This is a genomic window from Tautonia sp. JC769 (assembly GCF_040717455.1).
Lineage (GTDB): Bacteria > Planctomycetota > Planctomycetia > Isosphaerales > Isosphaeraceae > Tautonia.
Window position 1 is genome coordinate 20,963 of record NZ_JBFEFH010000017.1, and the last position, 18,694, is coordinate 39,656.

Genomic DNA, 18,694 nt, shown 5'->3' on the forward strand with positions numbered 1-18,694 from the left:
GCCTCGGCCCATTTTCACACGGCCAATCCGCCGCCTCAGTACCCCCACTCCTCGTGCCGCACGGGGAGCCGGTTGAGTTGATCGCGGAGGGACCGCCACTGGGGCATGTGGGCGTCCATGATGGCGACGAACCGGGCGTTGTGCGTCGGCTCGATCAGGTGAACCAGCTCGTGGACCACGATGTATTCGAGGCATCCGCGAGGTTTTTTCGCGAGGTCGGTGTTCAGGCGGATGTTCCGGGTCCGAGGGTTGCAGCCGCCCCACTTGGTCTTCATCCGCTGGACGAAAACGCGATTGACCCGCACGCCCAGGACGGGCTCCCACCTCGCGACGAGCGGCACGGCAGCGGCCCTGAGCTGCTCGCGATACCAGTCTTCGACGATCTCCCCTCTCCGCTCTTCGGAGGTCTCGGGTCGGACTCCCAGGATCAATCGGTTGTGATCCGACTCGACGGCCGGCGGGGCATTTCGCTCCACCACCTCGAGCAGGTAGCGCCTGCCCCAGAGATAATGGCTCTCGCGATCGATGAATTCGCGCGGCGTCTCGCGTTCCTGCGAGCGGATTATGGCCTGCTGGCGCTTGATCCATCCCAGCTTGGAGATGGCGAAGACGCGGATCGTGTCCAGGCTCATGCGCGAGGGGGCGGCGATCCGGACCCGGCCGGTCGGGGGGTAGACGCTCAGGTGGACGTTCTTGATGTCCTTGAGCTCCACGTCCACCGCGATGTCGCCGAGTCGGATCTCCGTGCCCATCAGTACTCCTTCTGCGCCTTGATGATGAGGAAGATGCGCTCGACCTCGTCGGGATCCTGCAAGACGCCGTAGAGGGCCGCCTTGATGACCTGCTCGCGGGCCTGCACGCCCCGCCAGCCGTCGGGGCGTGTCGCCTTGACCGTCTCGTCGATGCGGAGGGCCAGCCCCTCGTCCTGGTTCAGGTTGCTGTAGAGGGCCCGCTTGCCCGGGGTGTCCAGGGCTGCGGGGGTCTCCTCGCCTTGGCCGGCCTCGACCTTCTTCGCCAGCTCGGCGATCCGCTTCAAGTATTCCTCGTATTCCAGGGCCTTGGCCTTCCGGGCGGCGATGATCTCGTCCAGCAGCGCCGACATCTTCTCGTAGAACGCCGGGTCATTGAGGTGCTCCTTGATGATCTTGCGGCGGACGTTGTTCTCGATCGTCTCGGCGATCGCATTCTTGTCCCCCTTGAGCCCGCCCAGCTGCGAGGCGATCGCGTCGGCGATGCCGGTCTTGACGATCAGCTCCAGAAGCCCCATCCCGTCGAACGGGGAGATTTTGCGGGGTTCGTCGGCCTCGATGTAGGTGTCAATGAGGTGCCGCATGTCGGCCTCGTAGGCCTTCAGGTCGAGGCTCTCGCCGCTGGCCTTGCGGACGATCTCGCGCAGGTTGACGAAGTGCTCCAGCCGCTGCTTGATGCGGGCGATGTCCGCCGGGCCGTAGCCGGCGGCCTCCAGCTCGTCGGCGATGTTGGCGTAGGCCCTCACCAGGGACGCGGTCGCCTTGTAGAGCGTGGCACGCTGCGGCTCCCGCTCCTGCAAGTCGGTCGGGATCTCGGTGTTGCCGCAGAAGTAGTGGATGTGCTCCAGCTCCCCCCTGGGTGGCTCGACCGGCTCGCAGAGCAGGGCGAGCGCCTCCAGGGCCTCGTCGAGCCGCTGACTCCCCTTCTCGAGGCGGTCGTGGATCAGGATCTCCGGGTCGGCGCCGCCGGCGCTGTCGTCCAGCTCGGAGGTGTAGACGGCGATGGCCTTCTCGACCTTCTTGAACAGGTCCTTGTAGTCGACGATGAAGCCGAAGTCCTTGTCTTCGCCGTCGAGCCGGTTCGTGCGGCAGATGGCCTGGAACAGGCCGTGGTCCTGCATCGACTTGTCGATGTAGAGGTACGTGCACGGCGGGGCGTCGAAGCCGGTCAGCAGCTTGTCGACCACGACCAGGAGCTTCATGTTCGCCGGCTCGCGCGCGAACAGGGCCTTGGCCCGCTCCTCGTAGGCCTCGGTCTTCGACCGGCCGCCGGCGGCCTCGACGTCCCTGAGCAGCTCGATGTAGGTGTTGTAGATGAACTGCTTGTCGGTCTCGGTGTTCGCGCCGGTCTCCTCCTTCGTCACGTCCTGGGCCTGCGGGTTGTAGGAGGTGACCAGGGCGCACTTGCCCCTCAGCGGGGTCTTCTGGAAGAGCGTGAAATACTTGCACGCCTCGAAGATGCTGGAGGCGACGAGGATGGCGTTGCCGCGATCGTTCGAGAGCCGGGGCCGGACGCTGAAGTCGAAGAGGATGTCGCTGACGACCTTCTCCATGCGCGACCGGGAGCTGAGGAGGGTCTGCATCGTCCCCCACTTCTTCTTCAGCTCGTCCTTCTGCCAGTCGTTCAGGCCGCGGGTCTTGGCGTCGAACCAGGCGTCGATACGGTCCTGGGAGCCGAGCCTCTGGTCGATGTCGCGGGCCTCGTAGACGAGGTCGAGCACCACCTCGTCCTCGACGGCCTCGCTGAACTTGTAGGTGTGGATGTAGCCGCCGAAGACCTCAAGGCTGGTCGCCCTGTCCTTCTTCAGCAGGGGCGTCCCGGTGAAGCCGATGAAGACCGCGTTGGGCATGATCGCCTTCATCACCCGGTGGAGCTTGCCGCCCTGGGTCCGGTGGCACTCGTCGACGAAGACGAACACTTCGCCGACCGTCTTGCTCGGCTCGCCTTCAAGCTGCTTGATGAAGGCGTCGAAGTCGTCCACGTCCTTCTTGCCGAACTTGTGGACGAGCGAGCAGAGCAGGCGCGGCCGGGCCTGGCCGAGCAGGCGGAGCAGCTCCCGGCCGCTGCCGGTGCGCTCGATGGACTCGCCGGCCTCGGAGAAGACCCGCTCGATCTGCTTGTCCAGCTCGTCGCGGTCGGTGATGATCGCCACGCGGGCGTTCGGGTTGTTCTCCAGGATCCACCTGGCCAGCAGCACCATGACGATGCTCTTGCCGCTGCCCTGGGTGTGCCAGATGATGCCGCCCTTGCGGGCCCGGACGTGCTCCTGGGCGGCCTTGATGCCGAAATACTGGTGGACCCGGGGGAGCTTCTTCACGCCGCCGTCGAAGAGCACGAAGTCATGCATCAATTCGATCAGGCGATCCTTGGCGCAGAGCTTCAGCAGGTACTTGTCGAGCTTGAACCGCGAATTATCCTGCTCGTCCTCCTTCCACTTCAGGAAATACTTCTCCTGGGTCCCGACGGTCCCGTATTGGAGCCCCTCGGAGTCATTTCCGGCGAAGAGGAACTGGACGGTGGAGAAGAACCCGGCGTTGAACTCGGGCTGCTGGTTGGAGAGGCTCTGGCGGATGCCCTCGCTCATCGAGACCCGGCTGTTCTTGAGCTCGATCACGCCGACGGCGATGCCGTTGACGTAGAGCACCAGATCCGGCCGACGCTCTCGCCCGCCGCGCAGGGTGACCTCCTCGGCGATGGCGAAGTCGTTCGCCTCGGGCTCGTTCCAGTTGATCAGGTGGACCTTGTCCGTGACCTTGCCGGCCTCGACCTTCACGTCGACGCCGTAGCGCAGCAGCTCGTAGACCTTTTGGTTGTTCTGGTAGAGGCTCCGGCTGCCGTTGTCGGCCTCGGTGCGGAGCCGGTAGAGCGCCGCGCCGATCTGCGCGGGGGAGTAGCCGGACTTCGCGAGGAAGGCGGTGAGCAGGCCCTCCTCGACGTTGGAATTGCCGTCGCGGTCGGACCAGTCGCCGAGGTAGCGATAGCCCAGCTCGTCGCGGAACAGGGCGATGACGCGGTTCTGGGTGGCGCGTTCGGGTTGGCCGATGGTACTCATTCACTCACCTCCCAGTGCCCGCCTTTATCGGCGCCGACTCGTGTCAGGAGTCCATCCGCCTTCAGCCGCTTGATCTGCCATTCGACCCCCTTTGGCGTGATCCCGAGCGCGGACGCCAACGCTTCGGTGGATACGGTGGGGTCGCCCTTCACCAGCCGGAGCAGTTTCTCCCTAGTTTTCTCCCTAGGTTTCTCCCTAGTTCGATCATTGGCGGCCTCGGGAGCCGGCCCGGCGGCCGTACGCTCGACGATCTCGGGCGAGAACTGGAAATGGATCCAGAGCCCCGTCGCCTCCTGCTCGATGACGGGCTCGGGGAATCGGGCCTCGCGGCAGGCGGCGAGGATCCGCTCGACCCCGCGGCCCCAGGCCTCGATCTCGCCGGCGCGGAAGAAGACGTTGGCGACGCCCGGGTTGTAGGGGAGCGAGGCGTGCTTGGCCTTCAGCTTCTCGACCGTCCAATCCTGGGGGAGCTGGCCGGGGTTCCAGACCATGAGCTTGTCGGCGTAGACGCTGATCTGCACCGGCGTGCAGGTGGCGTAGTCCTTGTGGATGATCGCGTTCAGGATCGCCTCGCGCAGCGCCGGCTCGGGCACGGGGAACGTCTCGACCCGCTGGATGCCCCGGTAGGTGATCGCGGCCTTCAGGTACTTCGTGAGCAGCAGGTCCATGGTGCGGCCGACCTGGGTGAAGAGGTCGCCGTGGACCTCGTCGTGGTAGAGCAGGTCGTCATTGGTGCGGAAGAAGCCGATCTTCACGAAGGCCCCGGTGACGAAGCGTTCCGGCTCGGGGTGGAAGGCCAGTACGGCCGCCCGCTTCAGGTACTTGCCGTCGGTGAGGTGCAGCTTCTCGATCAGCCCGGACTTCGACTCCTTCAGGTCGGCGGCCGTCATGCGCTGGCTCTGGCTCGCCCGCGCGCGGAAGGCGTCGATTGCGTCCTTCGACAGGCTGCGAACCGTGGCATCCGGGACGGGCACGCCGTCCCAGGTGCGGCCCTGCTTGCGGAGCAGGAACTTGTCGAGGGCCGCCCCCTTGAGCTCCTGCTTCGTGCTGCCGGATCGGTAGTGGTACTCGCCCTTGTAATTGACCGGGTACGGGTAGGGATCGACGCGGATCTCGATCAGATCCTTGCCGCCGTCCGCGACGAGCCGCACGTCGGCCATGATGCCGAGCACGTCGCGGATCTTGTTCGGCAGGTCCTCCAGCAGCTTCTTCGCGTCCCTCACCCCGACGGCCGCGCCTTTGTCGTCGCGACCGATGACCAGGACACCGCCCTCGGCGTTGGCGAACCCGCAGAGCCACTTGAGGTATTCGTCCCGCCAGGATTCTTTCCATTCGGTGTTCTGACTCTCCTTCATACCAGCCGCACCCTCCCCGTCAGAAGCTCCTGCATCATGGCCTGCTTGAGCTGGCGGGTCTTGGTGAGCTTGTCATGCAGGGCGTCAATCTCGGCGTCCATGGCCGAGAGAATGGAAGCGATGGCTTCTTGCTCCAACGGCGATGGAACAGGGAGAGGAACGGTTTCAAACTTGTCTTTTGGTAGATGGGCGATGCTCGTCTGAGTGACGAAGTTCAGCAGAACTCCACGCTTCGCAAGCCAGTTTAGCATGTTCAGCATGAGACTTACGCTGTAGCCCTGCTTAGGACGAAGTCTGTGCAATGCCTTCTGGTAATAACACTCTTCGATTGGTGAATCCCAGATTGCAGCACGTCCGATCTCGCCCCCTTCACAGACAAGGAGATCACCGTTTCGGAGACGAAACCGCAGCATGTCGGTCTGCGAAAGTCGAATCAGGCCGATGTCGCCAAGATCAAAGTGGCCCCACTGGACGGCACGATTGCCTAGAAACGGCTTTGCAACACCCACGTTCTTCTCTGCGTCGAGCATTTTGCCGAGTTGGATCGAGAACTGATCGCCAACGGTGGAAATGTTCCAATCGTTCGGAAGTTCTCCAAGCTCAGTCAGCTTGCGACCTCTACGCTTCTCGAAACCCGGCAGGCGGTGCTTGCCGGTGAGCAATTCCTGCATTGCCCCTTGTTTGAGCTGCCGCTTCTTGGTGATGATCTGCTCCAGCGATTCGATTGAGGCATCCGCATCGCTCAATGCCTCCGCGATGGCCTCCTGCTCGGCTTTTGGTGGCGCCGGTATTGGGACAGTTTGAAACTTGTCTTTTGGTAAATGAGCAATGCTGGTTTGCGTTACAAAGTTTAGCAGGAATCCATTCGCCGACATTTTGTGAAGAATATAAGCTAACAAATTAACGCTATAGCCACGTAAGGGTCTCAATCGATGGAGCGCCTTCTGGTAATAGCATTCATCCGTTTGGTCTTGCCATATCGCAGCACGACCAACCTCTCCGCCCTCACAGACGAGCAAATCTCCGTTCCGAAGTCTGAAGCGACTTAGATCGCTTGGAGTGAGTGGAACTTCGCTGATGTCCGAGAGATCAATGCGCCCCCACTGAATTGCTCGATTGCCCAAATAAGGCTTTCGTACCCCGGTGTTTTTCTCTGCGTCGAGCATTTTCCCTAATTGAATTGAGAATTCTGCGCCAACTGTGGTGATATCCCAATCCTCAGGAATAATTCCTACCTCGGTGAGCTTGAACCCCTCCGGGATCGCGGTGTCCCGCATAGCCTTTTTCACCACGCCCCCTCCACATCAGCCTTCTCCTCCGAATCCCACACCTCCCGGTAGTACTCCACGTAGCGGGCCGTCGCTTCGGGATCGATCGCCCAGTAATGTCGGCAGAGGCTTCGGTACAGCTCGACGATCGGCGGATATCCGCAGAAGTCGAGCAGGCCGTCGAGCGTCCGCTCGATGTGGGCGACATCCCGGGAGCCCGAGCGGAGGATGTCCTCGACGACCGGCGTGTAGCCCGCAACCGCCTGGCGGTTGAGGGATTCGATCCGGCCGGCCAACTCGGCGATCGTTCCCGGGGCAGATTCATCCCGTGGGGTCGGTCGGTGGCTCATGCGGAGAACCCCATGCGCTGCAGGTGGGCGTTCACCCTGGCCTCCAGTTCGTGGACCCGCTCGACGAGCTGGGGCATGGGCGACTCGTAGCGTTCCCCCAGTTCCTTCACCCGACGCGTGAGCCCCTGGCTGACGCGGTCCAGCTCGCCGTGGATGTCGGCATCGAGCGTCGCGAGCCATTTATCGTCGACCACGAGCACCTTGACCTCGTCCTCGGTCAACGTGGGGTACTTGTCGTAGGCCTTGCGATCGAGGTCGGCCTCGGCCTCCTTCAGCTCCTTCTTGAGGGTCGCCTCCCGGGCGCTCAGGCGGAGCCAGTCGTTCAGCACCCTCGCCTCCTCCGCCTCCTCGTCGTCATCCGAGGCGTAGAGGCCGTTCAGCTCCCGGAGCCGGGCCGTTACATTCCCCTTGTTGATCTTCTCCAGGGTGGAGAAGGCCCCCTCCTCGCCCCCGTGCTCTTCTTCCAGCTCGGCCAGTTCGGCGGCGACGCCCTCCAGGTTGGCCTGGAGGCGGTCGATCTCTGCCTGCTCGTCGGCGAAGAAGCGGGCGACGAGCAGAGGCTTGGGCACGAGGTCGCAGGCCCAGCCCCTGTCCTTCTCCTTCCCCTTCTTGTCCTTCTCGATGATGCGGTAGGTCTCGGCCTTCCAGCCGTCGGCGGCGATGAGGTAGCAGTCGTCCTGCATCGTCGTCGCCCAGTAGTCCATCAGGTGCTGGTAGACGTCGTAGGCGTTGATGAGCGGCCGGCCGTGGTAGTGGTTGAGCAGGTCCTCCGAGAGGGTGGTGATCAGCTCCTTGGGGTGGAACGCGGGCCCCAGACGCCTGAGCGACTCGGCGCTCTTGCCGCGCCAGGCGTCGAAGTGGGCGTTCATGCTCGAGGTGAAGGCGACGAACTCGGGGTGCTCGAAGATGGCGGCCTTGATCGCGGTCTTGTCCACCGCGAGGTCGACGTAGCCGGCTCGGTTCGGCGTGAACAGGGCCGACCGGAGCGTCGGGCAGACGGCCCAGTAGCGATCGAGGGCGTCGATGTCGGCCTCGGGGATGCCCCCCTTGAGGTGGCCATCGATGTCCTGGAGATCCTCTGGGGTCTGGCTGTCGATGTAGCGGGGGATGTTCAGGTTGAATTCGTTCCGCTCGATCTCGTCGAATGGCACGATGCGCGAGTAGCGCGGGATCTCGAGCTGCCGGGTGAAGACGTCGACGATCCGGTGGATGTCCTGCGACCGGAGGCGGTTCTTGGGGCCGTCCTTCATGAAGCCCTGGCTGGCGTCGATCATGAAGACGCCCCGGCGGGCCTGGGCGTCCTTCTTGTCGACGACGACGATGCAGGCCGGGATGCCCGTGCCGTAGAAGAGGTTCGGCGGCAGGCCGATGATGCCCTTGAGGTATCCCTTGCGGACGAGGTTCTTGCGGATCTCCGCCTCGGCGTTGCCCCGGAAGAGGACGCCGTGCGGCAGGATGCAGGCCCCTTGCCCCGTGCTCCTGAGCGACCGGACGATGTGCAGCAGGTACGCGAAATCCCCCTGCTTGGCCGGCGGGACGCCGAACGAGGTGAACCGGTCGAAGGGATCGTTGACCGGGTCGAGGCCGGTGCTCCAGCGCTTGTCCGAGAACGGGGGATTGGCGACGACGAAATCGAAGGTCTTCAGCGCCTCGCCGTCCTTGAATTTCGGGTCGGCAAGCGTGTTGCCCTGCAGGATGAGCGCGGTCGGGTAGTTGTGCAGGATCATGTTCATGCGGGCCAGGCCGGTCGTGGCCGCGTCCTTCTCCTGCCCGTAGAGCGTGACGGAGGTGCCGGCCTCGTCGCCGACCTTCAGCAGCAGCGAACCCGAGCCGCAGGTGGGGTCGTAGACGGTCGTCGCCGCGCTGGTCTTCGCGTCGTGGATGCCGATGATCTGGGCGATCACGCGGCTGACCTCGGCGGGCGTGTAGAACTGGCCCTTGCTCTTGCCGCTCTCGGTGGCGAAGTGCCGCATCAGGTATTCGTACGCGTCGCCGAGGATGTCGTCCCCCTCGGCGCGGTTCTTCGAGAAGTTCAGGGCGGGGTTCTCGAAGATCGCGATCAGGTTCGTCAGCCGCTCGACCCGCTCCTTGCCGTCGCCGAGCTTGGTCGGGTCGTTGAAGTCGGGGAAGTCCGACTGGGAGAGCTGCTGGTTGGCATCCGCCAGGGGCTTGATGACGTGCTTGTTGATCTGGTCGCCGATGTCGCTCTTGCCCTTGAGCGCGACCATGTCCTTGAAGCCGGCGCCCGGCGGGATGGTGATCGGCGCGTAGGGGACCTCCGCGTACTTGTCGCTGATGTACTTGATGAACAGCAGCACCAGCACGTAGTCCTTGTACTGGCTGGCGTCCATGCCCCCGCGCAGCTCGTCGCAGCCCGACCAGAGCGAGGAGTAGAGTTCGGACTTCTTGATCGCCATCGACCGGTTGCCCCGTGCTTCCTGGCGGCCGCCGGATCCTCCGATCCGCCTCCCGCGTGTTTCCCGTAGAATTTTGCCGCAATACTAGGCCAATCAGGGGCTCATGCAAGAGCCAATCGCCGTTTGTCCAGTATAACCCGTGGCTTCCTTGGCTGCGATCCGACCATATCCCCGAAGCACGGACGGATTCCGCGTTCACAAGCCATTTTCAGGAATTGAGTTAGGCCGCTGGCTAGCCTGCTCATTCCATGCGGATCGGGACGATTTTGCCTTGTCCTGGAGAACATCCATCCTATCGCGATCGTCGGCCGGATTCGAGACCTGCGTGATGGGGCGCGTCTCGAACGCCGGCCTCTCGCATCGGCACGGCTCCCCCTGGATGCCTTTGCTCCCCTCTCCCCGTCCCCTGTCCCGGCGATATGGTCGGATCACTTACCCGAGTTGTCCACAGGCCTCGGACGTTAAGTAAGTTATATATTACTAGAGTTAAACAGTTAGCCCCCCGATATCCCCCTGATTCGCCGCGAGAATTCGGCGATTCGTGCGCCTAATAGGCCGAGCCTTTGCGCCTAATAGGCCGATTCTCCTACGCCTAATCGGCCGTGCGGCCTGCGTCCAATAGGCCGTGCCAATCCACAGGTTGCGTCGTCAAATTCTCCCCCGGGGCCGACCCAATGCACCGTCCTTTGCGTGCGCCCAATAGGCCGTGCCACCGGGGACTGCCTTTCCGACCCCGGATTGATTCCGCGGCGGGGACATTGCGGCGGATTTCGGGGGTCGGGATGCGCGGATGACCGGGAATGCGCCCGATAGGCCGTGCGAAACCGGCTCGAATCCTGGAGAGTACGCCGACCTGGCCCGGATCGCCTGCCCCGATCGGCCGCCGATGCGGCCAATAGGCCGTGCCGGTGCGCCCGTTAGGCCGTCCTAGGCCTCGACGACATCCTGGATTTTCAAGCCCTTGGAGGTGATGCCTTTGGCGATCCGCCGCCGGGGGTGCCGGGCGGACTCGTAGCGGGGGTCGTCGGCCGCGAGCTGGTCGCGGCGGAGGAACTGGACGATCTCGTCCCCCTCGTCGTTCTTGTGCAGCATGGCGGTGTATTCGGGCAGGGAGTCGGCCTCGACGACCTTGCGGACGTCGATGGCGAAGTCGGAGAAGCGGGAGGTCGAGCCGGACTTCTCGTAGAGCTGGCGCATGGTGAACTGCCAGCCGCATTCCTGCTGCCCGGCGTGCTTGCGGGCGACGCGGTAGAGCCAGCGCTCGATCCCGCCGGTGAGCAGGAAGTAATCCTCGTGGATGGTCAGGACCCCGCCCTTCATGAGGATCCCCTCGAAGAGCCAGTCGGGCAAAGTCATGGTCATGCCGATCGTCTCGCCGGTCTTCTCGTCGGTCACCTCGGTCCAGCTCTCGAGCCAGTGGAAAGAGGACGCCTTCTTCTTCCCGTTGGCGCGGATGTTGGTGCGGACGGCGGTGTGGGTCAGCCGGTCCAGGGCGGCGCGGAGCCGGTGATAATGCTCGCCCCCGGGGGATCGGCGGATGGACTTGAGCAGGTTGTGCGGGTGGAATCGCACGACGCGGCTGGGCGTCTGGCCGCGGTCGAGCGCCTCGGTGATCTGCGTCGAGGCCCAGATGAGGATGTCTGCGTCCCAGATGGTGGCCAGGCCGAACTTGGGGTTGGCCGAGACCTCGACCCAGACGTCGCCGACGTGGTACTCGATCGGCGTGAAGCGCGGCTTCTTGGCCAGGCTGAAGAAGGGACGCTCCATCGTGTCCCGCTGGTCGCGGATCGGGATGTCCGCGAAGTTGGCGGCGAAGAGGTCGGGCTGGTGGTCGCCCCGGGGGGGCATGCGTTTGGTCATGGGGCTCGTCGCAGTCGTGGTCGAATTCCGGCGCCCGCAGCCGGGCGGCCGGGCGTCTCTCCCCTCGCCCCGCGCCGCGAAGCACGCTTCGAAACGGACATTAGACCAGTCCGGCGGGCCTATCAATGGAAAACGACCGGGACGGGCCCGCGTGGGATCGGCGGGATCATCCCCTCGCCCCGATCCGGAGGCGTGGCGGCCGGGAGGTTTACTTGAGGTAGCCGTTGCCGCGCAGCCAGGGCTCGACGGCCTGCTCGAGGATGTCCTGGAGCGTGTTCGGCTCGACGCCCGCAAGCTGCCGCTCCAGCGAGGCGCGCTTGAGCGCCGCGGCGAAATCCGAGCGCATCCGGGTGCTCAGCGGGATGCGGGAGACGGGCCCGGCCGTCGTCGGGGTCGGCGCCGGGCCGGCCGTGGCGTTCGCCTCGGCCGCGGCCTCCGCCTTGTCGCGGAAGACGAATTTCTTCTCCGTCTCGGGATCGACGGGGGGATTGCTCGGGGTCTTCAGTCCTTCGACCAGTGCACGACGCTCGGCCATGGGTTTCTCCTTCACGCGACTGCCTTCGATTTCACGGATGATCCCTTCCTCGCCCGGCCCTTGACGGCATCCGGGAGGATCTCGCGGAACAGCTGATCCACCTCGTCGGCCGCCTCCTGTGCCCTCGCCCCCAGGTTCCAGACGACGGAGCCCTGGCCGGGCGCGTCGGCGTAGACCTGGCGCAGCACCAGGGACTTGTTCGCCAGCGGCAGGTTGAGCGCGGCGGCCGCGTCCATCATGTCCTTGGTCAGGCGGTAGTTCTTGCCGATCATGCTGAGCACGATCACGGCGTCGGGCTTGCCGGCGCGGATGTCCTGCGCCTGGCGGAGCACCTCGGTCGCCTTGGCCAGCGCCCTGACCTCCAGCATGCTCGCCTTGCACGGCACGATGGCCAGGTCGGCGCGCAGCAGCAGGGCGCGGCTGGTCTCGGTCTGGCTGCCCGGCCCGTCGGCGATGACGTAGTCGGCTTCCTGGCCCAGGCTCGGCAGGTCGTTGAGGATCATGTCGGGGTTGTCCAACCGGACCGCCCTGACCTCGGGCACGGCCTCGCGGACCCATTCGGAGGAGGACTGCTGCGTGTCGCAGTCGGCCAGCGTGACGCGATGCCCCTGCTTGTGCAGCCAGGCGGCGAGGTGGACGGCCAGCGTGGACTTGCCGACGCCGCCCTTGGAATTGGCGATGACGATAATCATGCACTATCACTTAAATGATTTCCTTCCGTCTGGCAAGCAATATGTGCAGCCGGATGACCGTCCTTCCATCCGGCTTTCATGCCTGCCAGCAAGACGGACGGCAAGCCAGCCAGCAGGAAAGCGGGTCGCGACCACCCTCCCCGCCCTCGGGGATCGCGTGGAAGCGTTGCCTTGCCCCGCCCGGATGGCTTTCAGGAAAGCAAGCCAGCATGAAAGACGGAAAGCACGCCTGAAATCCGGCCGGACGGAAAGCCTTCCGTCCGGCTCGAGGGCACGCGAGCCCATCAGGGCGACACGGCCTATCGGGCGCATGGCATGATGGCCGGGACGCATGAAAGCCAGACGGACAGAAAGCCAGCAGGAAAGCAGGCCAGCCTGCCAGATGTCAGGATGGACGGAAAGCTCTCCCTCCGGCTTGCGTGCCGACGCCGGGCCCGGGCATGACACGGCCGATTAGGCGCATGTCATGAAAGACGGAAAGCATGAAAGAAAGCCGGAAGGAAGGCAAGCAGGAAAGCCGGACTGCAGGCCAGCCGTCAGGAGGGACGGCCGACAAGCCCGCCGACGCATCGTCCCGGAACCTGCCCGCGATCGCAACCGCGCGACCCCGCCATGTGATCGCCGCCGGCCTGCCGTCATGGCGGCCGGATGGAAATCCGTCCGGCAAGCCAGAAAGCATGAAAGAAAGCAAGACAGCAGGCAGGGCCGCTTTCCATCCGGCGGGACAGAAGGACGTCGAGCCTGCCGACCAGCCATCCGGACTGCAGGACGGCAGGCCGACGACATCCCTCCCGACACGCATCGTCGGACGAGGCTCCCTCGCCAGGCGGGCCCGATCCGGGTGACTCCAGGGCGGGGGGAGGGTGGTCAAGCCGGCCCGGCTGGAACCACGCCACGGATGCCGAAGGCGGCCAGGCATTTCCATCCGTCTGTCCCGATGGATGGACGGCTTGCCGGATGGCGTGCCAGCAGGCAAGACGGACAGCAAGACGGAAAGAAAGACGGCCAGCAATCCGGCATGAAATCCGGTTTTCACCGTGAAAAATCCCCTAAGCACCGCTTAGGGAAGATGTCTGACATCAGGGAATTTCTCCATGTGATTCAGTAAGTCAGCTAGCTAATCCGCCTGGCGCACCCGCCCAGGGGGTCAAGAATCGACTGAGTAAGGCGTACGACTGACAGCCTGGTCGTCAACCCCGTGGCGTGCCGGGGGAGGGTGTGGCCCGGCCGTCGAGGCGGGGCGTTTGGGATGTCCACTCACTCATCGGGGAAGGCGAGGGATGCCGCGTCCGGCGGCATCCCTCTCGCGCCCAGGTCGGGCGCGAGAGGGAGAGTCCCGCATGCCTCCGGTCAGGCCGTCTCCGGTGGCGGATCGACCGGCTGGAGGCCGTGCAGGTACTCGACCGCCCGCTGGGCATGGGAGGCGGCCTGGAAGATGGCCCGCTTGTCCTCCCTGAGCACGGCCAGCCAGTGGGCGAGGTAGCTGGCGTGATCCTCCCTCGGCTCGGGGGCGATGCCCAGGTCGCAGCAGAGGAAGGCGGCGCCGATCTCGGCCACCAGCTCCTCTCGGGCATAGCCGGGGTCGCCGAACCGCTTGCGGCCGAAGTCGCGGGCGAGCCGGGCGGGGTGCTTGGTCCAGTGGGTCAGCTCGTGGGCGAGGGTGGCGCAGTAGGCCTCCGCGTCGCGGAACGTCTCGAAGGGCGGCATCTGGACGTGATCCGTGCCCTCGGCGTAGTAGGCCTGGTTCCCCCCGTGGCAGACGTCGGCCCCGGTGTTGGCGAAGTAGAGGTCGGCCGCCTCGATCCGCTGCGTGGGGTCGAGCGGCTCGGGGGCGGGGGATTCGCGGAACCGTCCCGGCAGCCCGTCGATCTGATCGGCGTTGAAGACGGTGTAGCCCTTCATGAAGGGGATCTCGCGTTCGGTCTCCTCCCCGTCCTCGGCGGTTTCGGTACACGTCAGCCGGTCGGTGTAGACGACGAGCGAGCCGCGCTCTCCCTTGCGGACGCATGCATCCAGCGCCCTGGCCTGGTTGAAGGTCATCCAGAAGGGCGAGGCGAAGCCCCGCGCCTGGGCGGCCATCCAGAGCATCAGCACGTTGACGCCCTTGTAGGGCTCGCCGTTGTGCCTCAGCGGCCGCATGATCCGCCCGGCGAGGTGCTCGGCGTCCCAGGGCTTCAGCCAGGGGCGGACGCCCTTCTCCAGCTCGGCGACGATGGCATCGGTGACGCGGGTGTAGACGTCGGATCGCGTGGCCTGCATGGGTCTCTCCCCCGTTCGTGGTGTCCGGATGAATGCCCGCGGCATTCACCCGGGACGAAGGCGAGATCCGGCGACGGGGGGAGGGCGGTCAGGGACGATCGGCGCGGAGGGTACCGGCCTGCACAAGGGCAGCGCGGAAGGTCGGGCGGAGGCCGCGGCGGACGCCGGAGGGCATCCTTGACCGATCCGGGGGAGCACCCCCTCGGGTCCCCGCCAGCGGGCGAGAGCGCGGCGCAGCCGGTCCCGAACGGGACGGGAGCGGGGCGGACCGCGGCAGCACGCGGCCGGCTCCCGCCGGGGCGGCGAGCTACAGCACTCGAAATTTGACCGGAGACGTGATCCGGGCTAACCTGCCCGCCAACGGGAAGAGGCCATCACCCCGGCATTCGGGGGCGTCTCCCCGGGCGACGGGGCGGGCAGGAGGAGGCGAGTCTGGCGAAGGACATCGAGATCTGGAAGACCGCGGTCGCGCTGGTCTGCGAGTGCGGAGAGCGAGAGGATCCCAGGGCGTTCGCCTTCGGCAAGAGCAGCGAGCTGCATGCCTTGGGCGACACCGAGGGGGCGGTCCGCTGGGCCGAGATCGCCCACGCCATCGGGCTGATCCTGGAGGACATCCCCGACGCGGCCTCGATCCCGAAGTCGATCCAGTGAAGCGGGAGTCCCCGGCGGCTCAATCGGCCGGGCCCGCCGCCTCGGGTCGTGCGCCGAAGGGCAGGCCCCGCGCCCGATCCCTGGCCGCGAGCTCGTGCTCGTAGTAGGCGAATGCCCGGCGACGGGTCTCCTCCTCGCCGGGCAGCGTCCCCCGCTCGACGGCCAGTTCCACGAACGCGGCGAAGGCGCACCCGTGGAAGAGGTCGTCGAGGATGTCGTCCAGTTCGTCCGTCATCGCGTTCGTCTCTCGCCGTTCTGGGGGTCGTTATAGGGCATCCCGGTGATGCGGGCAAAGACTTCCTCGGCGTGCTCGCGGGCCTCGAAGTCGCCGATCGCGTGGACGCCCTCGCCGGTCACGTGGCCGTAGAGCGTCCAGACGTCGGCCTCGTGGGGCTCGCACGGCTCGAAATAGAACCGACCGGGCTGATCCGGCTCCTCGAAGCGGAGGCAGGGGCTGATCTCGTACCCGTCGAAACGGGCGGGGAGTCCCGGCCCGGCCGCGTCCGGACGGGCGGGGCGCGAGGCCGCGTCGATCCCGGCCTCGTAGGCGGCCACGAGGGCGTCCCGGATGCTCCAGACGGCCAGGTCGTGGAAGTCGAGGCGGTCGGACCGGCGGGCCTCGAGCGTCTCGATCCCGAGCTGCGTGCGGGCGATGTCGGCGATGATGGAGTCAGGATTCGTCATGCGGGGGTTCCTTTCAGTTGCGGGTTGAGTCGTCGGAGATGAGGCGGAGGAGCCGGGCGGCCTTCGGCGGCGTGAGCTCGCCCGCGAGCGGGAGCACGACGCGCAACGGTCGCTCGCCGGTGTCCTCGTCGCAAACATCCCAGTCCTCGATCACCACGGTGAGCGGGACGGTCGCGTCCACGTCCACGATCAGGCCGCCGCGGACGGAGATCGCCACGATCGCGTCCCGGACGACCGGGGCGGGCGTCGCGTCACGCTCGAACTCGATCGTGACCGAGCGTTCGTACTCCTCGTCCCCGACCTCGTCGACGAGGGCGGCGAGGTCGATCCCGTCGCATTCGGCGACGATCGCCGCGTCCTCCGCTTCTCGCTCGCGAGCCAGGGCGGCCGCGGCCTCGGGCGAGTCGGCCTCGATCGATTCGAAGAGCAATCTCATCTCGCGGTAGATGTGCACGTTGTAGCTCGGCATGGTCACGCTCCTTTCGCAGTAGGGCGTTCTTGCGTGCCGTCCGGCAGGATCTCCACGATCCATTCGCGGCGACCGGCCTCGATGTCGCCGACGATGAGGTTCGCCCGGCGTCCCGCCTGGCCCCGGTCCCTCGCCCGGATGTCGATGTCGATGGTGATGCGGTAGGTTTTCATCGATTCCTCCATGAGTTGTTGATCGGTTAGCGGGTCTTCTCGAAGATCGTGCACACGTCGTGCAGCCCCGGGATGAAGCAGGAGCGGTAGACCTTCCTGCTGCTGCTGGCGCCATGGCTGAAGCGGATGATGTCCGTGCAGTGCTGAACAAGCCCGGCCTCGAAGGCGAGCCGCTTGGTGTGGTAGACGAGCGGGACGTAGCCGGCCTCGCGGTCGCTGTAGTCGCCCATGAGGATGGCCAGCTTGCCCCGGGGCCTCAGCGACCGGGCGCAGTTGCGGATGAACTGGCCGTAGCGGCGGAGGAAGTGCTCCAGCGTCGGCGACCGGGACAGGTCCCTGGGGTCGTCGGCATAGAGCTTCTGCCGCCAGTAGGGCGGGTGCGCCCAGATGAACTCGAAGCCCTCCTCGGACGGGAACTCGCGCGGGTCGCAGGCGTCGAAGCCCCGGTGGATGTCGAAGGCCAGGCAGGGGACGCCCAGCTCCTCGCAGACGTCGCGGGCCGTGCCGCTGCCGGTCATCGGGTCGAAGACCAGCCCGGGTCGGAAGTAGCGCAGCAGGTCCTTGATCAGGTTCCCGCCGCAGTTGCCCGGCCACTTCCGGTCGCCGTATTCGCCGGCGCGGTGGAAGTGGTAGAGGCTGGTCAGGTGCGGGACCGGGCTCGCGTTCCGCGGGGCGACCGGCAGCCGCGCGTAGACGTGGCGATCCGGCCGCGCGGGCGAGGGGGATCGTGCCCGCTCGACGCGGGCGGCGTAGAAGGGATTGATGGCGGTGCTATTCATGCGATTCTCCTTGTTCGTGGTTGGATTGGGGTTCGGGATAGAGGCACCCGGCGGCGACCTCGAGGACGTCCCAGTTGATGCCGATCGTCGCGTCGTGGCGACGACGGCACGACACCAGGACATCCCAGGCCTGCTCGGGCGACAGGTCCGGGCGCACCTGGAGCACGTCCTCGACGGACCAGACCACGGCGATCTGGCGACCTCGCTCGAGGAGACCGTGAACGTTGAGGCTCGCCTCGTCTTCCACGGGCTCGATGGCTTCGAGGCCCGCCTGCTGTTCCGCGAGGTAGTGCTCATGGGCGAGGCGGTCGAGCCTCGCGTATGACTCACCGTGCCGGTCGCACCAGTGGCGAGCGTCCGCGAGCAGGTCGATGAGCCCTTCGCGGCCTGTCTGCCCGTCCGCGTTCCGGTCGAGGATGTGTCCGATCCGCATCGCGCGGCGCCGGTTCGCGCTCATCGGGCTTCCTCCCGGCCCCAGCCCGCGATCGCCGTCCGCAGGGACGGCTCGTAGCGGTCGCCCCGCCAGGAGTTGACGCCGAAGGCGATGTTGCCCGCGGCGAGCTTGTCGAGGTTGAAGACCGCGACGTGGTGCGGCTCGTCGAAGACGACGCCGAGCATCCGCCCCTCGTCGGGATCCCGGAAGAGCAGGACGTAGAACGGCGCGCCGCAGATCCCGTTGCGGTGGTGCTGGATGTTCTCGATGGTGAGGTTCATGGTGTTTCTCCTTCCGTGGTTGATCAATCGTGGTAGTCGACGACCACCAGCCATTTGCGGCCGATGGCGTCCTCGGTGAGCCGCTCGAAGAGGTCGCGGCGGATCTCCTCGGAGGTGGCGTCCGGCTCGGCGTCGAGCGTGATGAGGAGGCGATGATGCATACTCGCCCCCCTATTCGCGGTTGCCGAAGCGGAGGCGGAGCTCGGCGAACTCCCGTTCGAGGTCGTCGAGTTCGGCGTCGAAGTCCGGGTCGCAGCCGGCGGAGAGGTCGTGGATGCGGTCGATCAAATCGATCGTCCGGCCGTGGAGATGGAAGTTGTCGTGCATGGTTCGAATCCTTTCGGGGTGGGGGCGGGCACTGCGGCCCGCCCGGGTTGACGATCAGCCGCGGGGCTCGGGCTTGCGGAGGACGATCCGGCCGCTTAAGGGGACGGCGTGGAGCTGGACGGTGAATCCCCCGTCCCGGTTCTGCCAGGCGACGCCGACGCGGTCCCAGTAGCTCTCGTCGTCCTTGCCGTCCCGGACTTGCCAGGCGATCAGGCTGGGGCGGCGGTTGCGTACCGCCTTGTCGCCGTCGTCGGTCCTCGTGTTCTCGGTCATAAGAATTCTCCTCTTCGTTCATCGGAGACCGCACCCATTGCGGCCTTTCCAGAGCGACAATTACAGCCGCCTTAGACGGGCCTTCA

The 18,694-nt window shown here is 65.8% G+C and carries 20 protein-coding genes; all 20 read right to left on the minus strand.

Going from position 1 to position 18,694, the window contains the following annotated elements; genetic code table 11:
- Nucleotides 1-35: 35 nt before the first annotated feature.
- The 20 genes from AB1L88_RS16670 to AB1L88_RS16765 all read right to left on the minus strand — a co-directional run bounded on the left by AB1L88_RS16670 (nucleotide 36) and on the right by AB1L88_RS16765 (nucleotide 18,608).
- A complete protein-coding gene (locus AB1L88_RS16670) occupies nucleotides 36-752 on the minus strand; it encodes a SprT family zinc-dependent metalloprotease (protein ID WP_367097808.1) in 717 nt (238 codons plus the stop codon).
- Nucleotides 752-3,802, minus strand: a complete 3,051-nt coding sequence (locus AB1L88_RS16675) for an HsdR family type I site-specific deoxyribonuclease (RefSeq protein WP_367097809.1) — start codon at nucleotides 3,800-3,802, stop codon at nucleotides 752-754. Before AB1L88_RS16675 ends, AB1L88_RS16670 begins: the two co-directional genes overlap by 1 nt.
- Nucleotides 3,799-5,157 carry an ATP-binding protein gene (locus tag AB1L88_RS16680; protein WP_367097810.1) on the minus strand — a complete coding sequence of 453 codons (1,359 nt, stop codon included), beginning with the start codon at nucleotides 5,155-5,157 and terminating at the stop codon, nucleotides 3,799-3,801. Before AB1L88_RS16680 ends, AB1L88_RS16675 begins: the two co-directional genes overlap by 4 nt.
- Entirely contained in the window at nucleotides 5,154-6,446 is a 1,293-nt protein-coding gene (locus tag AB1L88_RS16685) for a restriction endonuclease subunit S (protein WP_367097811.1), read from the minus strand. The genes AB1L88_RS16680 and AB1L88_RS16685 overlap by 4 nt, the downstream gene beginning before the upstream one ends.
- Nucleotides 6,443-6,721, minus strand: a complete 279-nt coding sequence (locus AB1L88_RS16690) for a hypothetical protein (protein WP_367097812.1) — start codon at nucleotides 6,719-6,721, stop codon at nucleotides 6,443-6,445. The genes AB1L88_RS16685 and AB1L88_RS16690 overlap by 4 nt, the downstream gene beginning before the upstream one ends.
- A 50-nt stretch (nucleotides 6,722-6,771) precedes the next feature.
- The gene (locus AB1L88_RS16695) at nucleotides 6,772-9,192 is read right to left on the minus strand and encodes a type I restriction-modification system subunit M (protein WP_367097813.1); all 2,421 of its coding nucleotides are present in this window, start codon (nucleotides 9,190-9,192) and stop codon (nucleotides 6,772-6,774) included.
- Nucleotides 9,193-10,119: 927 nt separating this feature from the next.
- A complete protein-coding gene (locus AB1L88_RS16700) occupies nucleotides 10,120-11,052 on the minus strand; it encodes a replication initiator protein A (protein WP_367097814.1) in 933 nt (310 codons plus the stop codon).
- A gap of 208 nt (nucleotides 11,053-11,260) precedes the next feature.
- A complete protein-coding gene (locus tag AB1L88_RS16705; protein WP_367097815.1) occupies nucleotides 11,261-11,587 on the minus strand; it encodes a hypothetical protein in 327 nt (108 codons plus the stop codon).
- 11 nt (nucleotides 11,588-11,598) lie between these two features.
- Nucleotides 11,599-12,279 carry a ParA family protein gene (locus tag AB1L88_RS16710; protein ID WP_367097816.1) on the minus strand — a complete coding sequence of 227 codons (681 nt, stop codon included), beginning with the start codon at nucleotides 12,277-12,279 and terminating at the stop codon, nucleotides 11,599-11,601.
- Nucleotides 12,280-13,629: 1,350 nt separating this feature from the next.
- Nucleotides 13,630-14,538 (minus strand): zincin-like metallopeptidase domain-containing protein, encoded by a 909-nt coding sequence (locus tag AB1L88_RS16715; protein WP_367097817.1) that lies wholly within the window; start codon nucleotides 14,536-14,538, stop codon nucleotides 13,630-13,632.
- Nucleotides 14,539-15,208: 670 nt separating this feature from the next.
- Entirely contained in the window at nucleotides 15,209-15,424 is a 216-nt protein-coding gene (locus AB1L88_RS16720) for a hypothetical protein (RefSeq protein ID WP_367097818.1), read from the minus strand.
- Nucleotides 15,421-15,873: a hypothetical protein gene (locus tag AB1L88_RS16725; protein WP_367097819.1), complete on the minus strand. Its 453-nt coding sequence runs from the start codon at nucleotides 15,871-15,873 to the stop codon at nucleotides 15,421-15,423. The genes AB1L88_RS16720 and AB1L88_RS16725 overlap by 4 nt, the downstream gene beginning before the upstream one ends.
- 13 nt (nucleotides 15,874-15,886) lie before the next feature.
- Nucleotides 15,887-16,342 carry a hypothetical protein gene (locus AB1L88_RS16730; protein ID WP_367097820.1) on the minus strand — a complete coding sequence of 152 codons (456 nt, stop codon included), beginning with the start codon at nucleotides 16,340-16,342 and terminating at the stop codon, nucleotides 15,887-15,889.
- 2 nt (nucleotides 16,343-16,344) lie between these two features.
- Complete coding sequence (locus AB1L88_RS16735; protein WP_367097821.1) at nucleotides 16,345-16,515, minus strand: hypothetical protein; 171 nt, start codon at nucleotides 16,513-16,515, stop codon at nucleotides 16,345-16,347.
- Between the two features lie 26 nt (nucleotides 16,516-16,541).
- Nucleotides 16,542-17,294, minus strand: a complete 753-nt coding sequence (locus AB1L88_RS16740) for a hypothetical protein (RefSeq protein WP_367097822.1) — start codon at nucleotides 17,292-17,294, stop codon at nucleotides 16,542-16,544.
- Nucleotides 17,287-17,751, minus strand: coding sequence for a hypothetical protein (locus AB1L88_RS16745; RefSeq protein WP_367097823.1), 465 nt, complete (start codon nucleotides 17,749-17,751; stop codon nucleotides 17,287-17,289). The genes AB1L88_RS16740 and AB1L88_RS16745 overlap by 8 nt, the downstream gene beginning before the upstream one ends.
- Nucleotides 17,748-18,008: a hypothetical protein gene (locus AB1L88_RS16750; RefSeq protein WP_367097824.1), complete on the minus strand. Its 261-nt coding sequence runs from the start codon at nucleotides 18,006-18,008 to the stop codon at nucleotides 17,748-17,750. The genes AB1L88_RS16745 and AB1L88_RS16750 overlap by 4 nt, the downstream gene beginning before the upstream one ends.
- A 23-nt stretch (nucleotides 18,009-18,031) precedes the next feature.
- Nucleotides 18,032-18,169 (minus strand): hypothetical protein, encoded by a 138-nt coding sequence (locus tag AB1L88_RS16755; protein WP_367097825.1) that lies wholly within the window; start codon nucleotides 18,167-18,169, stop codon nucleotides 18,032-18,034.
- Nucleotides 18,170-18,179: 10 nt separating this feature from the next.
- Entirely contained in the window at nucleotides 18,180-18,335 is a 156-nt protein-coding gene (locus AB1L88_RS16760; RefSeq protein ID WP_367097826.1) for a hypothetical protein, read from the minus strand.
- 54 nt (nucleotides 18,336-18,389) lie between these two features.
- Nucleotides 18,390-18,608, minus strand: coding sequence for a hypothetical protein (locus AB1L88_RS16765; RefSeq protein WP_367097827.1), 219 nt, complete (start codon nucleotides 18,606-18,608; stop codon nucleotides 18,390-18,392).
- Nucleotides 18,609-18,694: the final 86 nt, after the last annotated feature.